This window comes from Halosimplex aquaticum (assembly GCF_028747785.1).
Classification (GTDB): Archaea; Halobacteriota; Halobacteria; order Halobacteriales; family Haloarculaceae; genus Halosimplex; species Halosimplex aquaticum.
The window spans coordinates 1694609-1708169 of the sequence record NZ_CP118158.1 but is presented as its reverse complement, the minus strand read 5'-3'; the positions used below and the strand labels follow the sequence as shown (position 1 = coordinate 1708169).

At 63.1% G+C, this 13561-nt stretch carries 18 protein-coding genes and 1 pseudogene; 12 read left to right on the top strand and 7 right to left on the bottom strand.

The features are described from left to right. Nucleotides 1-254 precede the first annotated feature (254 nt). Both PSC72_RS08535 and PSC72_RS08530 read right to left on the bottom strand, forming a co-directional pair. Complete coding sequence (locus PSC72_RS08535; RefSeq protein WP_274325456.1) at nt 255-815, bottom strand: class I SAM-dependent methyltransferase; 561 nt, start codon at nt 813-815, stop codon at nt 255-257. 1 nt (nt 816) lies between these two features. Further along, nucleotides 817-1257, bottom strand: a complete 441-nt coding sequence (locus tag PSC72_RS08530) for a DUF302 domain-containing protein (protein WP_274325455.1) — start codon at nt 1255-1257, stop codon at nt 817-819. Nucleotides 1258-1419: 162 nt separating this feature from the next. On the opposite strand from PSC72_RS08530, the gene PSC72_RS08525 reads away from it, so the two are divergent. From PSC72_RS08525 to PSC72_RS25600, 6 genes and pseudogenes are all read left to right on the top strand, one after another. After that, the gene (locus PSC72_RS08525; RefSeq protein WP_274326160.1) at nt 1420-1833 is read left to right on the top strand and encodes a helix-turn-helix domain-containing protein; all 414 of its coding nucleotides are present in this window, start codon (nt 1420-1422) and stop codon (nt 1831-1833) included. 85 nt (nt 1834-1918) lie between these two features. Further along, on the top strand, nt 1919-2332 hold the full coding sequence (gene trxA, locus PSC72_RS08520; RefSeq protein WP_274325454.1) for a thioredoxin: 414 nt from the start codon (nt 1919-1921) through the stop codon (nt 2330-2332). Between the two features lie 14 nt (nt 2333-2346). Further along, nucleotides 2347-2508: a hypothetical protein gene (locus tag PSC72_RS08515; protein WP_274325453.1), complete on the top strand. Its 162-nt coding sequence runs from the start codon at nt 2347-2349 to the stop codon at nt 2506-2508. Nucleotides 2509-2817: 309 nt separating this feature from the next. Continuing rightward, nucleotides 2818-3555: a DsbA family protein gene (locus PSC72_RS08510; protein ID WP_274325452.1), complete on the top strand. Its 738-nt coding sequence runs from the start codon at nt 2818-2820 to the stop codon at nt 3553-3555. Continuing rightward, nucleotides 3552-4106, top strand: a complete 555-nt coding sequence (locus PSC72_RS08505; RefSeq protein WP_274325451.1) for a hypothetical protein — start codon at nt 3552-3554, stop codon at nt 4104-4106. The genes PSC72_RS08510 and PSC72_RS08505 overlap by 4 nt, the downstream gene beginning before the upstream one ends. Then, a pseudogene (locus PSC72_RS25600) lies at nt 4103-4515 on the top strand (hypothetical protein). The gene PSC72_RS08505 and the pseudogene PSC72_RS25600 overlap by 4 nt, the downstream one beginning before the upstream one ends. A 283-nt stretch (nt 4516-4798) precedes the next feature. Here the strand turns inward: PSC72_RS25600 and PSC72_RS08495 are convergent. After that, nucleotides 4799-4969 (bottom strand): helix-turn-helix domain-containing protein, encoded by a 171-nt coding sequence (locus tag PSC72_RS08495; RefSeq protein WP_274325449.1) that lies wholly within the window; start codon nt 4967-4969, stop codon nt 4799-4801. Nucleotides 4970-4986: 17 nt separating this feature from the next. Next, nucleotides 4987-5283 (bottom strand): hypothetical protein, encoded by a 297-nt coding sequence (locus tag PSC72_RS08490; protein WP_274325448.1) that lies wholly within the window; start codon nt 5281-5283, stop codon nt 4987-4989. Between the two features lie 169 nt (nt 5284-5452). Here PSC72_RS08490 and PSC72_RS08485 point away from each other — a divergent pair, with 169 nt between their 5' ends. The 5 genes from PSC72_RS08485 to PSC72_RS08465 all read left to right on the top strand — a co-directional run bounded on the left by PSC72_RS08485 (nt 5453) and on the right by PSC72_RS08465 (nt 10942). Further along, nucleotides 5453-6670, top strand: coding sequence for a heme-copper oxidase family protein (locus tag PSC72_RS08485; RefSeq protein ID WP_274325447.1), 1218 nt, complete (start codon nt 5453-5455; stop codon nt 6668-6670). 84 nt (nt 6671-6754) lie between these two features. Continuing rightward, on the top strand, nt 6755-8107 hold the full coding sequence (locus tag PSC72_RS08480) for an FAD-dependent oxidoreductase (protein ID WP_274325446.1): 1353 nt from the start codon (nt 6755-6757) through the stop codon (nt 8105-8107). Then, on the top strand, nt 8104-9354 hold the full coding sequence (locus PSC72_RS08475) for a M20 family metallopeptidase (RefSeq protein WP_274325445.1): 1251 nt from the start codon (nt 8104-8106) through the stop codon (nt 9352-9354). Before PSC72_RS08480 ends, PSC72_RS08475 begins: the two co-directional genes overlap by 4 nt. A gap of 115 nt (nt 9355-9469) precedes the next feature. Beyond that, nucleotides 9470-9808, top strand: coding sequence for a thioredoxin family protein (locus PSC72_RS08470; RefSeq protein ID WP_274325444.1), 339 nt, complete (start codon nt 9470-9472; stop codon nt 9806-9808). 15 nt (nt 9809-9823) lie between these two features. After that, on the top strand, nt 9824-10942 hold the full coding sequence (locus tag PSC72_RS08465) for an aminotransferase class V-fold PLP-dependent enzyme (RefSeq protein ID WP_274325443.1): 1119 nt from the start codon (nt 9824-9826) through the stop codon (nt 10940-10942). 125 nt (nt 10943-11067) lie between these two features. Here the strand turns inward: PSC72_RS08465 and PSC72_RS08460 are convergent, their stop codons facing one another. From PSC72_RS08460 to PSC72_RS08450, 3 genes are read right to left on the bottom strand one after another with little or no spacing between them, the layout of a single operon-like run. Continuing rightward, a complete protein-coding gene (locus PSC72_RS08460; RefSeq protein ID WP_274325442.1) occupies nt 11068-11289 on the bottom strand; it encodes a HalOD1 output domain-containing protein in 222 nt (73 codons plus the stop codon). A 6-nt stretch (nt 11290-11295) separates the two neighbouring features. After that, on the bottom strand, nt 11296-11868 hold the full coding sequence (locus PSC72_RS08455) for a DsrE/DsrF/DrsH-like family protein (RefSeq protein WP_274325441.1): 573 nt from the start codon (nt 11866-11868) through the stop codon (nt 11296-11298). Nucleotides 11869-11870: 2 nt separating this feature from the next. Then, nucleotides 11871-12116: a sulfurtransferase TusA family protein gene (locus PSC72_RS08450; protein WP_274325440.1), complete on the bottom strand. Its 246-nt coding sequence runs from the start codon at nt 12114-12116 to the stop codon at nt 11871-11873. Nucleotides 12117-12365: 249 nt separating this feature from the next. On the opposite strand from PSC72_RS08450, the gene PSC72_RS08445 reads away from it, so the two are divergent. Further along, nucleotides 12366-13559 (top strand): MBL fold metallo-hydrolase, encoded by a 1194-nt coding sequence (locus PSC72_RS08445; RefSeq protein ID WP_274325439.1) that lies wholly within the window; start codon nt 12366-12368, stop codon nt 13557-13559. Nucleotides 13560-13561: the final 2 nt, after the last annotated feature.

Below are 13561 nucleotides of genomic sequence, written 5' to 3'. Positions count from 1 at the left end.
CTCGTGTGAAAGCGATCTTCCACCACTCCGACTCTACCCAGCATGCACAGGTCGGCGGAACCGTCGAGATCCTATCTGCCCACGAAACAATCGACCTTGACGCAGTCGTACTCGGGCCCGAACAGTGGGGGACTCGGGCTACTCACCGACGACTCCGAGTGTCAGGAGGAAGACAATCCTGCCAGGTAACGCGAGTATGGCGTCCGAGCGACAGCGAAACGCTGTGCATGTTTTAATTCCAGATCTCATGGAGTTCAGGCAGTCGTTGCAATCAGGAGGAACGTCTCCGGCCGGACGGCCTCGTGTTCGACGCGGAACCCGAGCTCTCGCAGTGCGTCCGACGCGTCAGTGGCCGTGAACCGCTCGTCTAGCGGTGGCCCCTCATCGCCAGTTCCCGTCGCAGCCCAGTCCACGACGACGAAGCGCCCCTCCGATTTTAGTACTCGTTGAATCTCGGTGAGTGCATCGTCGCTGGCGAATTCGTGATACGTCATTGTCGAGAAGGCAGCGTCGATTGAGTTTCCGTCGAGTGGGAGGTCGCTCACCTGGGTGGTGAGGAAATCGACGTTCTCTGGGACGCCCTTCTCACGATAGTAGTCGTGCATCGCATCCTGGATGTCAACCGCGTACACGTGGTTGACAGCCGGTGCGACATCGTCGGTATAGAACCCGGTCCCACTCCCGAGGTCCGCCACTGTTTCGTCCCCTTCTGGTGATAGCGCCCAGAGCAACTCCTCTGCGGAGAGGAACTGGTACCGTTGCTGTGCATTTTCGAGTTTGTCGGCGCGGTCGGCGTCGAACGTGTGATACCCCATGTTAGAGGTTCTCGAATGCCTTGTCGACGAGTTCGCCGGTATCGGCGACGATGTCTGCCATCTCCTCGTTATCGGGCGCCATCCCGACCAGTCGTGCGATGCGCATGATGGAGACGTGATAGACGACCTGCTTACCGGGTTCCTCTTCCCAGATAACAACGTTGCAGGCCATGAGTGCCCCAAGTTTGTTGTCAGTCGCGTCCAGAGCGCGGTCGGCGACCTCGGGGTTGCACGCACCCAGCACGTAGTAGGGGTCGCGGCCGGCGTCGACCTTCTCGTTGAGCATCTCGGAGGGCGAGAACTCCACGGGGACGCCAAAACCGGCGTCAATGAACACGTCGCGGACGTGATCGATGGCATCTTCGTGGCTCATCTCGAGGGTCGCCAGTTCTTCGCCGATGTCAGCAGGGTCGATCTGGCTCGGGTCGATTGGGAGCGTCATTCGTGTATTGTCTTGGGTGTACAGAACAAAGTCTCTTCGGATATACTCCCGAGAAAGCGCTGAAAACGGAAATATAATCTCCTCGCTACATTCTAGGCTAAAATAGTATTGTGATATTCGGGAACAGCTTTAATCTTCTCTGTCACCCTATTCTCCGATATGATGGCCACTTCAGTGCGTGAGGATCTTGAGCGCGACCTGGGGTGTCTTGACCTGCTGGGATACGTTCACGGTCTCAACGAGCGGGATCAGATGGCCTTTCAGCTGCTACAACAGGCAGAAAGGGGACTCACCGTCGATGACATAGCAGACCGACTGGATTGTGAGAGATCGACGGCATATCGCTCGATTTCCCGGCTTCACGAGGCTGGCGTGGTCGTACAGGAGCAGATAAACTACGAGAACGGCGGGTACTACGTGTATTGTCCGCGGACACCCGAGGAAATTGCTCACGATATGCAGCGATTGCTCAACGACTGGTATGCGGACATCGGACAGCTCATTCAGGAGTTCGAAGATCGATATAGTCGGGACTCGGACGACCGAGAGAACCAGCCGCTGCAGTCCTGTCCCTGACTCCTGTTAACTCAACTATCTAACGGAATAGTATTGTGCACTTTACGCAAAATACATAAGTCGATGCGGTTGGAACGGATACCTAATGGCTGAAGATATCGAGGAGATCCGACGACAGAAATTGGCGAAGCTTCGAAACAAGGCTGAAACGGGCGGTTCTGAGGCGTCCACCCCGAAGAGCCCGTCCAAACCGATCCATATCGACGGCGGCGCCGAGCTGTCCGAAACTTTCGCCGAGTACGGTCTCGTGCTAGCCGACTTCTACGCCGATTGGTGTGGTCCGTGCCAGATGCTCGAACCGATCGTCGAAACGATTGCGGCCGAGACCGATGCGACCGTAGCGAAGATCGACATCGACGCGAATCAGCAACTTGCCGCAGAGTACGGTGTCCAGGGGGTTCCGACCCTCGTCCTGTTCGCTGACGGCCAGCCGGCGGAACGACTCGTCGGAATGCAGGACGAAGCGCAGCTTCGCTCCGTGATCGAAGCGCACGCGTGAACCAACGATGACCGATGAGTCTGCTGACGCGGATGACCGCTCACTGGGGGATATCGCTGGGCCCCCTCGAATCGACACTGAAGGCTGATCTCGGTGAGACGCTGGTCGGCCTGGCGTCCTACGAGGATGGCGAGTACGATGTCCTGTACCGAGACGAGGCGGCGTCCTCACAGTAGGCTGCGTCGGATATCCGATCGATTCTAGAGCACATTTAGCTGGAGGCGATCGGCACTGCAGTCTACGAGGAGTACCACGGAGAGCCGCTGCACGCGACCGTTCGCGTGTACGAGACGCTGGTCACCATCGCCGCACCAGTCGGGGAGACGACCGGGTTCGTTGTCGTGGTACGGAACGATGGCACACACGATCCGTATTCGATAATTGAGACAGTCGAAAACGCGGTATAGGTCCCCACAGGGGGCGATTGCGGGATTGAGTTAGGACCACAACGTCTATCAGCCCATGTGAAGTGGTATTGTATATAGATGGGCGAAGAGAGCAATATAACTCGCCGAAGAGCACTCATCGCCGGCGGCGCAGTTCTCGCGTTCGGCGGTGGTGTCGCCTACATTGGGTCGCGATCCGGTCCGAGCGGACAGCATTACGTCCCCGACACCACGCACGCTGGTTCCGGAACGACCGGATTCCACGTCGACCTCGACGGCCGCCCCATCGCCGGTGAACGCGACGCGCCGGTAGACATCTACTACTGGACGGACTATCTGTGCCCGTTCTGCAAGCAGTTCGAGACGGAGACACTCCCGGAACTCGGCCGGAAGTTCCTCGACACCGGCGACGCGCGCCTGGCCGTGCTGCCCTACCCGAACATCGGAGAATACTCCACGTCAGCGGCGGTCTGGGGGCGTTGCGTGTGGTCGCAGGTCGCCGACAGCGACCCGGACGCGTTCTGGAACTGGCACGCGGCGGTCTTCGCCGAACAGCCAGAGTCCGGCACGGACTGGGCCGACGACGAGACGTTCGCGGCGGTCACCGAACAGACGGCTGGCGTTGACCTGTCCGCGGTCGAGACCTGCCGCGAGGAACGCGGCGCGTCGATTCGGGAGCGCATCGAGCTGAACGTCGGCGTGGCCCGGGAGTCGAGAATCCAGGGGACGCCTGGGTTCGTACTCTACAACCGTGACTCCGGGGCGGCCGGAAAGCTCGTCGGTGCCCACCCCTACGAGAACTTCGCCGAGGCGATCGAGAAGGTGATGGAGGCGTGACCGGGAACCGCGCCGCCACGAGTCGCGAATGGATTCGTGACCTCCGCGACGCGCTCGGCTATCCGCTCACGTCGGACGCGCGGTTGCTGGTGACCGCCGTCGTGGCTGTCGCCACGTACGTCGTCCTGGTGTTGAGCTCGTTCCCCCAGTTCTCGGTCCAGGTGCTCGCGACCGACCCGACCGACGTCGGCTACGCGGTTACGGCGCTCACGCGCGAAGTGTACCTGACTACCGGCTACCTTGGGCTCGCGCTAGTCGCCACGTACGCCGTCCTGACCGGTATCGGAGTGACCAACGCGCTTGCGCTGGTCCAGCGCGCGCGTCGCCGGAGTGCGTCGACGATCGTCGGCGTGCTCCCCGGACTGCTCGCCGCCGGCTGTGCAAGCTGTGGCGCGGGCGTGCTCGGCGCGCTGGGCTTCGTCGGTGCGATGGCGGCGCTGCCGTTCGACGGCAACCTCCTCAGACTCGGCGGAATCGCCCTGCTCCTCTTCTTCCTCGGTCGCGCAGGCGACCCACGGACGTGTTCGCTCGACGGAGGTGGGCGTGCATGACGGCGCTGCCGCGCCCCCGTCTGCGCCGGAGTGTCGGCGTGAGCCTCGGGGTGTTCGTCCTGTTCGGGGCGGTGACCGGCCTGCTGCCGAACCCGGTCTACGTGCGGATGATCTCTCGGACCCCGGCGGACTACCTGTTCCTCGTCGCGACCGCCGCTTCGCCGGCGCGTTCGTCTACCAGCGCTCGCTAGCCGAGGAGCCAATTGGCGATCGATTCGCTGCCGGTGGAATCGTCGGCGGATTCCTGGCCTTCGGCTGTCCGATCTGTAACGCCGTGTTGCTCGCGCTGTTCAGCTCGTCGGCACTCATGACGTACTTCGACCCGCTCCGCCCAATCCTCGGCGTCGTGAGCGTCGCGTGCTTCGCCGCGCTCCTGGTCTACCAGCGCCGGCGTTGCGAGGTGTGCTGACAGTGCGACCGACGGAGGCGAGTACGGAGGACGCGTCGACACCGCCGTGGGGACTACTCGGTGTTGGCGGCGCGTTGAGTCTTTGCTGTCTCTTCGCGGCGCCGGCCGCCGGCGCCGCGGCTGCCGGGGGAACGGCGGCTGCACTCGGTGGTGGGCTCATCAGAATCGTAGTGACCGCGCTAACGGTCGGTGTGTTGGGTGCCGTCTATCGAGTCCGCTCATCTGGCTGTGCGTGTAGCCCGCAGGACGACAGCGACCCCTGAGGCATATCGGTCGGCACTCGTCAGGGCTGCGTGAACTCCTCTGTGGCGAACCAGGTGACGATGCTGCTCTCACAGCGGTGGAGGATGTCACTGCACGTCGACTTCGAGACGCTCAACGTCTCTGCAACGTCGGTGAGCGTCGCTTCGCGCGGAACGGCGTAGTACCCCTCGTCGATCGCGACGGCCAGCACCTCGTGCTGTCGAGGTGTCAGCAGTCGGTCGGCTTCCGAAGAGCCGATTTCGACGACGGACTCGTCGTTTCGACTTGAACGAGCGCAGTGCGCTCGCGCTTCCAGAGCAAGTCGACGTCGACAACGTCCGGTTGACCCCGAACGTCCGCGAGGATGTCGAGGAGGTCGGTACTCTCGATCCGGAGGAGTGCGATTCCTGCGTCCTCGCCTGCAAGCGCTGTCACGACTTCGAACGTTGTGGCGTCGTAGGACGTCGACAAATCGCGGATCCAGACATCCGACGGCAGGGAAATAGAGAGCTGGGCTCGGGGCATACTGGAACATCGTCACTGGAATCCCTTGAACCACCTCCTGACATGTTCGAGTTATGCTCACATGTTCGAACACAACCGACAGGTTCGTCCGAACTGGTACACGGACCGGATGATAATACTGGGGCAGGTGTTCACGACGATGCAAACACGAAACAACCCGTTCCTTCTCATGGCCGGCCTGTATCTATCCGTCGGCTTGCTGGCCGTCATCGGAAAGCTGGGTGTCGAATTCGGAGCGATCGACGCGTTGCCGCGGCTCCGTTGGTTGACGATCCACTTCGTTACTATCGGGGGGCTGACACAGGTGCTGTTCGGCGTCCTCCCGGCCCTCGCGGGTTCTGCGTCCGCGACGACGGCCGCGACCACCCGGAACAGGTGGTTCCAGTGGCTTACACTGAACGCGGGATACCCACTCATCCTCATCGGGATGGCGACCGGCGACACGACGACCGCTGCGGTCGGTGCGACGCTCGTCCTCACGGCCCTCGGCGGACTGCTGGTGACGGTCTTCCGGGCGAGTACGTCCGGCGACCGAGGGGCCAGGTTCTTCAGAACCGCACCCTGGTTTCTGGTCGTCGGCATCCTCGCCGCGTTCGGGATGCTGTTGAACCTCCACGGGCCCGGCGGGTACTTCGGGTCGATCGAGGCACACGTTCACGCCAACGTCTGGGGCTTCCTCGCGCTCGTCGCAGCCGGCGCACTCCTCACGTCGATCCCGCACCTGTTCGGAGCCGACCTCCGATACCCGCGGCTCCGTGGCGTCACCTACTGGGGGGTCACTGTTGGCGCGGCGGGACTCGTCGCCGGGCCGTGGCTCGCGCGCCACGAACTCACGATGGGCGGACTGGCTGTGTACGTCGTCGGAACCGTAGCGCTGCTGGCGAACGTCGTCGGGACGTACCGAGCCGGTGACCGGATCCGCACTCGGCGGCTCGCGCTCGTTCTCGGAGCGTATCTCTGGCTGACGTTCCCGGTCCCGTGGGCGCCGCTCGTGTTGCTGTTCCCAGAGACCGTTCCCGGGACGGCAATCGAGTTAGCGGCAATCGACGGCCTGGTGTTCGGGTGGATGCTCCAGCTAGCGATGGCGTTCCTACCCGCCGTCGTGGTTTCCCTCGGGAACGAGACGCAGGACGTCGTCTCCCTACTGGATGTGGGCGTCGAGACCGTCGGCCGGCCGTCAAGGGTCCAGATTGCAAGCGTAAACGTCGGAATGCTCGCACTCTGGGGCACGGCGATGCCGCCACTCGAGGGACTCGCGGACTCGCTGACGCTCGTCGGCTACCTGCTGATTGCCGTCGCTTGGGCATTCCTCGTTGCCGACCTATGGACCGCACTGACCCCGCGGGCTTCCGTGACTGGCCCAGCCACAGAATCTCTCTCCGAGTGAGGTCGCTCTGAGCACCCGGAGAGACTCTAGCAATATTGTGAAATCCGCGAAATACTTTTGACGCTACTGCACCAACTCTCAGACATGAGCGACACGTTCGTGGTCGTTGGCGGTGACGCCGCGGGGATGAGCGCCGCGAGCAAGGCCAAGCGCGAGGACCCGGAGCTGGACGTCGTCGTCTTCGAGAAGGGCGAGTGGGTGTCCTACGCCGCCTGCGGGATGCCTTACTACGTCAAAGGCGAGGTCGAGGACCTGGAGAACCTCGTCGCCGTGACGCCCGAGGAGTTCCGCGACGAGCGCGACGTCGACCTCCGGACCGGCCACGAGGTCGTCGGCATCGACCCCGAGGGCGAAACCGTCACCGTCGAGGGTGACGGCGAGACGTTCGACCAGCCCTACGACCATCTCCTCGTCGCGACGGGCGCGAGCGCTATCGAACCACCGTTCGAAGGGCTCGGCCTCGACGGCGTGTTCACGATCCACGACATGGACGAGGCCGACGCCATCGAGAACTACGTCACCGAACACTCGCCGGACTCCGCAGCCATCGTCGGCGGTGGGTACGTCGGCATCGAGATGGCCGAGGCGCTGTCGGCGCGCGGCGCTGACGTCCACCTCTACGAGATGCTACCGCACGTCCTCCAGCCGTTCGGTGACGCGGTGGCCGAAGTCGTCGAGGACCACCTCCGCGAGCAGGGAGTCGAGCTACACCTCGACACCGCCGTCTCGGGGTTCGAGGGCGCCGAGCGCGTCGAGCGCGTCACGCTCGACGACGAGTCCCATCCCGCCGACGTCGCCATCGTCGGCGTCGGTGTCGAACCGAACACCGACCTGGCGGCGGACGCCGGCATCGAGCTGGGCGAGACCGGAGCCATCGCGACCGACGAGTACAGTCGGACGAACTACGAGAATATCTACGCTGCGGGCGACTGCGCGGAGGCACGCCACGTCGTGACCGGCGAGCCGGACCACGTGCCATTGGCGCTGACCGCCAACCGCGCCGGCCGCGCAATCGGCCAGACCGTCGTCGGCGATCCGGAGCCGGTCGGCGAAATCGCCGGAACGGCCATCGTCAAGGCGTTCGACCTGGGCGCCGCCCGGACCGGCATCCTCGACGAGGAACGGGCACGGGACGCCGGCTTTGACCCCGTCTCAGTAACGATATCGGCACCGACGCGGGCCCACTACTACCCCGATGGCGCAGAGATCACCGTCACGCTGGTGGCTGACCGGGAATCCGGCCGGCTGCTAGGCGGAAGCGTAGTCGGCCGGGAAGGGGCGAAACGGATCGACACGGTGGCGACGGCGCTCACGGCGGGAATGACCGTGACTGAACTCCGGAACGCCGATCTGGCATACGCCCCGCCGTTCAGCCCCGTCTGGGACCCGATACTCACGGCGGCGAAAGTCCTCGAGGGGAAGGTAGCGGGCGAATGAGCGACGCTACGCCATCCGAGTACGTGCGAGCACACCGAGAGGAACTGGTCGCGCTCACCCTCGATCTCCTCGCAATTGATACGTCGAACCCACCCGGCGACACGCGCAAAATCGTCGCCGAGATCGAACAATTCCTCGACCCGCATCCGGTCGAAGTAGAGCGTTTTGCAGTCGATCCAGCAAAGCCGAATCTGCTCGTTCGACTACCGGGTGGGTCTGACCACACACTGCTATATAATGGCCACCTCGATACGGTGCCCTTCGACGCAGATGCCTGGTCCCACGATCCACTTGGCGAGCGCGTCGATGAACACGTCTACGGCCGCGGTGCAACCGACATGAAAGGTGCCGTGGCGTCGATGCTGTTCGCAATACAGGCCTTCGCAGCCACAGATACTGAGCCACCTGTCGACCTCCAATTCGCGTTCGTGAGCGACGAGGAAGTGGGTGGTGACGCCGGCTTGCCAGCGTTACTGGACGCTGGTGAGCTCGACGCTGACGCATGCGTGATTGGCGAGCCAACCTGCGAGGAAGGGCGCCACTCCGTCACAATCGCGGACCGGGGCAGCATCTGGCTGACGCTCGAAGCCAGCGGTGAGGGGGCCCACGGCTCCCGACCGGTACTCGGCGTCAACGCCATCGACCGGCTCTACGACGCCGTCGGGACTATGCGCGAACGGTTTGGTACCCAGCGACTCGAGATCAACGCTGACGTGGCACCGATTGTCGAGGAGTCAGTCGAATACTACGCCCCTTCGATGGGTGAGGCTGCCGCTCGAGAGCTGTTCTGGTACCCCTCGATCAATCTCGGCGTCCTCAAGGGCGGGGACGCGATAAACACCGTCCCGCAGTCTGCGCACGCCGAAGTTGACGTGCGACTGACCGCAGGTGTCGACACGCCCGATGTGCTCGCGGAGATTCGGGAGTGCGTCGCCGACTGCGACGGTATCACAATCGCCGACGTCTCCTGGAGCGTCGGTACGGCCGAAGCACCCGCCAGCCCACTCGTCGAAGCCGTCGCGTCGACCGCAGAGGAGGCCACGGGTGATCGCGTCTTCCGACGGAGCGCTACGGGAGGTGGTGACGCCAAGAAACTCCGGAATGCCGGCATCCCGACCGTTGAGTTCGCGCTAGGAACTGACACCGTCCACACGCCAGATGAGTACGTTTCAGTCGACGTACTCGTCGACAACGCCGTCGTCTACGCTCAGCTACCAGCACGGTGGGAGTCGCAGATCGGTCAGTAACGCCTCCAGGCTGACGGTTCTACCGTACTGCTTCGGCAGTGAGAGGGTGGCTGAGCAAAATTGTATTGTATGGTTGGCCCAAGACTATTAAACATCCGGTGCGTAGAATCTCGTAATGACAACACAGACAGCGGAGACGGACCGCGTGGTCTCGCTCGGTGACGTCGACCTCGAAACGGTCGTCGAAGACAGCAGCGTTGCGCTCGTGGAGTTCTACACGGAGTGGTGTGGCACCTGCAAACGAATGAAGCCGGTTCTCGAAGCACTCGCGGAAGACACTGACGCGACGATCCTGACGATCGACATCGAATCGAATCTCGAAACGGCGATCGAGTTCGGCGCCCAGAGAACGCCCACGTTCGTCCTGTTCATCGACGGGCAACCGGTGAAACAGCTTCGTGGCGGCCAGAACGAACAGACACTCCGCGACCTGATCACCCGGTATCGGGACTAACTCACCGACAACGAGATGAACCCGAGAGAACTCCGCGCCGACACGCCCGCCCTGCACGAGGACGTTTACCTGAATTTCGGCGCTCACGGGCCGAGTCCACGGTACGTCGTCGAGGCTGCTGACGAGTTCGTCCGGTCACACGAGTACGAAACGAGCACGCGAAACGACCCCTACGAGGTGGCGTTCGACGCATACGACCGAGTGCGGGAGCGCGTCGCCACCTTCGTCGGTGCGGACGCCGACGAGATCGCGCTCACGGAGAGCACGACCGCGGGCATCAACGCCGTCGCGACCGCCATCGACTGGGAGCCCGGCGACACCGTCGTTCGAACCGACCTCGAGCATCCAGCCGGAACGCTCCCGTGGCAACGCCTAGAACAGAAGGGCGTCGAGGTTCGCGTCGTCGAGACGGAGAACGGTCGCGTCGACCTCGACGCCTTCGCCGAGGCCGTCGCCGACGCCCGACTGGCCTGTTTCAGCGCGGTGACGTGGACGCACGGCACCCAGTTGCCCGTCGGCGATCTCGTCGATATCGCCCACGACGCTGGCGCGTTCGCGCTCGTCGACGCCGTGCAAGTGCCGGGACAGCTCCCGATGGACGTCGGCGAGTGGGGTGCGGACGCCGTCGCGGCGGCCGGTCACAAGTGGCTGCTGGGGCTGTGGGGTGGTGGTTTCCTCTACGTCGACCGCAACGTCGCCAACTCCCTCACGCCCACCACAGTCGGCTACCGAAGCGTCGAAACGCCGACTGCGGATCCCTACGAGTTCGCAGCCGGCGCCCGCCGATTTGAGGTCGGCTCGGCCAACCCGGCGCCACACGTCGCCCTGGCTGAGGCCATTGATGCGATCGACGAGATCGGCGAGGAGCGTATCGCTGATCGGATCCGGGAATTGGCCGGCCAGCTAACCGCTGGTGTCCCCGACGATCGGCTTCTCAGTCCCGTAGACCCCGAGTCGGGACTCGTGACCATCGACGTGGACGACCCCGAAGCGACGGTCGACCGACTCACGTCAGAGGGAATCGTCGTTCGGGCCTTGCCGACGCCGGATGCCGTCCGCGCGTCGGTCCACGCGGTCAACACTCACGCTGAGGCCGAGCGGCTGCTGGACGCCCTCGAATCGGAGTGGACCTGACGCGACCACAGTTCTCCGCTGCTCCTCACTACGATAGTCTCTCAGAGCCTACTCGTTGAAATCGGACGCCGCTGCTGCAGTGGCCGTCGGTGGGATACCGCTATCGAAGAGAAGTTCTGTCGACTTCAGTCGACCTGTATGCGCCCGCTGTCGTCGACGACGACGTCGTGACCACGATACGCGAATCGAACTTCGAGGTCAGACGCCGTTGAATCTTCGACTAACCTTTCTACTGCATCCGGATCGACGACCTCAGCTAGCGGCGGATCGAGTGTGACCGGCTCAACGTCCTCCGCCTCCGCGACGGCATCGACAATCCGGGGAATAGGATTCTCAAGGTTGTTCATCGGGGTTCAGACGAGGAGCTGGATGTCGGCGTCAGCCATGTCCTGGAGGGCAGTCGCCGCGCCGACGCCCGTGGTGACGCCGTCGTAGAAGTCGTCCTCGTCGTAGTCCATGAGGTCGATGGTCATCTGACAGGCCTGGAACTCTACGCCCATGTCGAGGCTCGTCTCGATGAGTTCCTCGATTGTTGCGGTGTCGTTGTCGTCGATCTTCTTCTCCATCATCTTCGTCGTCACGCGGTCCATGCCCGGGAGCGCTGCGACGGCGTTCGGCACGGGCATGTTGGGGTTGCCGACGGAGCTCAGCTTAAGGTTCTTCGAACGCTTCTCGTGGAGGATGTCCAGCCCCCAGAACGTGTGGAAGACGGTCACCTCGTAACCGAACGCGGCAGCGGTGCTAGCGAGGATGAGCGGCGGGTACGCCATGTCCAGCGTGCCCTTCGTGGCGATGATGCTCATCTTCATGGTGTCGTCCTCGTCAGTTGCCTCGGCGAGTGCGTCCTCCAGTTCGTCAACGCGTGCAGCCAGCTCCGCACGGGAAGGCGTGTCGTCGGCGGACGCGTTGGGTGTGTCCGTGCTCATCGTTACTCCGTCTTGCGGACGTAGTGCTTGTACACTTCGTCGCCTTCGTCCTGGTCGACGAGCTCGACGCCTTCGGTGCCGGACGCCCAGCCGTCGATGTCGCTCATGCTTCCGGGATCGGTCGCTAGCACTTCGAGAATTTCACCTTCCGCGAGGTCGTCGATAGCAGACTTCGTCTTGACCACTGGCATGGGACACGATGCACCTTTGACGTCGAGCGTCTCCGTGATGTCGAATTCAGCACTCATTGGTTATCTGCTCCGTTAGTCTGTATTGGAGCTATCGCACAATACCCCCTATCCAAGTATAAGATTGTCGGTTCTTGGGAATACTCCAATAGACCAAGCAGCGGGATAACCCAATGATACTTCTCTTATACCCGTCTTTCGGACGTTTGGGGAAAATAGTGGTGGCATATCCCGGATTAGTATTGTGTAGTTAGGGAACTTCTATGCAAATGCTTTTGTACGTCCATCCAGTAGAAACGACTGCACAACATGAACGCCGACGACTTCCCGACTCCGGATGTCGACGTTGAAACCGTCGACCCGGAGACGCTGAAGGATCGTATCGACGCCGGCGAGGACGTCACACTCCTTGACGCGCGTATGCAATCAGATTACGAGGAGTGGCGTATCGACGGTGAGAACGTCACGTCGATCAACGTCCCGTACTTCGAGTTCCTCGAGGACGACATCGACGAGGACGTCCTCGATCAGATCCCCGATGACCTCGAGGTGACCGTCCTGTGTGCGAAGGGCGGCGCCAGCGAGTTCGTCGCGGGCACGCTCGCCGAGCGCGGCTACGATGTGAACCATTTGGAGGATGGGATGAACGGCTGGGCGAGCATCTACGAGGCCGTCGAGGTCGAACGCTACGACGGCGCCGGCACCCTGCTGCAGTACCAGCGCCCCTCCTCTGGCTGTCTCGGCTACCTCCTCTACGACGACGGGGAGGCAGCGATCATCGACCCGCTGCGGGCGTTCACCGACCGCTACCTCGAGGACGCCGACGACCTCGGCGTCGACCTGCAGTACGGGTTGGACACCCACATCCACGCAGACCACATCTCGGGCGTGCGCGATCTCGACGCTGAGGGCGTCGAGGGCATCATCCCCGAGGCCGCCGTCGACCGCGGCGTCACCTACGCCGACGAACTGACCACGGCCGCAGACGGCGACACCTTCCAGGTCGGCGACGCCACCATCGAAGCTGTCTACACGCCCGGCCACACGACCGGAATGACCTCGTACCTCGTCGACGACAGTCTGCTCGCGACCGGCGACGGGCTGTTCGTCGAGAGCGTCGCCCGCCCCGACCTCGAAGAGGGCGACGACGGCGCGCCCGACGCCGCGCGCATGCTCTACGAGTCGCTCCAGGAGCGCGTGCTGACGCTACCCGACGACACGCTCGTCGGTGGTGCCCACTTCAGCGACGCCGCCAAGCCCGCAGACGACGGCACCTACACCGCGTCCATCGGCGAACTCGTCGAGGAGATGGACGCACTCACGATGGACGAGGACGACTTCGTCGACCTCATCCTCTCGGACATGCCGCCGCGGCCGGCCAACTACGAGGACATCATCGCGACGAACCTCGGCCAGAACGCCGTCGACGACGATAAAGCGTTCACGCTGGAGCTTGGGCCGAACAACTGCGCAGCCAGTCAGGACTCCCTCGCGGGTGACTAACG

What these genes read in the sequence shown, in the direction of transcription:
- PSC72_RS08445 (WP_274325439.1), top strand. Translation starts at nt 12,366, where the DNA reads ATGAACGCCGACGACTTCCCGACTCCGGATGTCGACGTTGAAACCGTC.
- PSC72_RS08470 (WP_274325444.1), top strand. Translation starts at nt 9,470, where the DNA reads ATGACAACACAGACAGCGGAGACGGACCGCGTGGTCTCGCTCGGTGAC.
- PSC72_RS08485 (WP_274325447.1), top strand. Translation starts at nt 5,453, where the DNA reads ATGGCCGGCCTGTATCTATCCGTCGGCTTGCTGGCCGTCATCGGAAAG.
- PSC72_RS08525 (WP_274326160.1), top strand. Translation starts at nt 1,420, where the DNA reads ATGGCCACTTCAGTGCGTGAGGATCTTGAGCGCGACCTGGGGTGTCTT.
- PSC72_RS08450 (WP_274325440.1), bottom strand. Translation starts at nt 12,116, where the DNA reads ATGAGTGCTGAATTCGACATCACGGAGACGCTCGACGTCAAAGGTGCA.
- PSC72_RS08480 (WP_274325446.1), top strand. Translation starts at nt 6,755, where the DNA reads ATGAGCGACACGTTCGTGGTCGTTGGCGGTGACGCCGCGGGGATGAGC.
- PSC72_RS08530 (WP_274325455.1), bottom strand. Translation starts at nt 1,257, where the DNA reads ATGACGCTCCCAATCGACCCGAGCCAGATCGACCCTGCTGACATCGGC.
- PSC72_RS08510 (WP_274325452.1), top strand. Translation starts at nt 2,818, where the DNA reads ATGGGCGAAGAGAGCAATATAACTCGCCGAAGAGCACTCATCGCCGGC.
- trxA (WP_274325454.1), top strand. Translation starts at nt 1,919, where the DNA reads ATGGCTGAAGATATCGAGGAGATCCGACGACAGAAATTGGCGAAGCTT.
- PSC72_RS08455 (WP_274325441.1), bottom strand. Translation starts at nt 11,868, where the DNA reads ATGAGCACGGACACACCCAACGCGTCCGCCGACGACACGCCTTCCCGT.
- PSC72_RS08475 (WP_274325445.1), top strand. Translation starts at nt 8,104, where the DNA reads ATGAGCGACGCTACGCCATCCGAGTACGTGCGAGCACACCGAGAGGAA.
- PSC72_RS08465 (WP_274325443.1), top strand. Translation starts at nt 9,824, where the DNA reads ATGAACCCGAGAGAACTCCGCGCCGACACGCCCGCCCTGCACGAGGAC.
- PSC72_RS08490 (WP_274325448.1), bottom strand. Translation starts at nt 5,283, where the DNA reads ATGCCCCGAGCCCAGCTCTCTATTTCCCTGCCGTCGGATGTCTGGATC.
- PSC72_RS08535 (WP_274325456.1), bottom strand. Translation starts at nt 815, where the DNA reads ATGGGGTATCACACGTTCGACGCCGACCGCGCCGACAAACTCGAAAAT.
- PSC72_RS08460 (WP_274325442.1), bottom strand. Translation starts at nt 11,289, where the DNA reads ATGAACAACCTTGAGAATCCTATTCCCCGGATTGTCGATGCCGTCGCG.
- PSC72_RS08515 (WP_274325453.1), top strand. Translation starts at nt 2,347, where the DNA reads ATGAGTCTGCTGACGCGGATGACCGCTCACTGGGGGATATCGCTGGGC.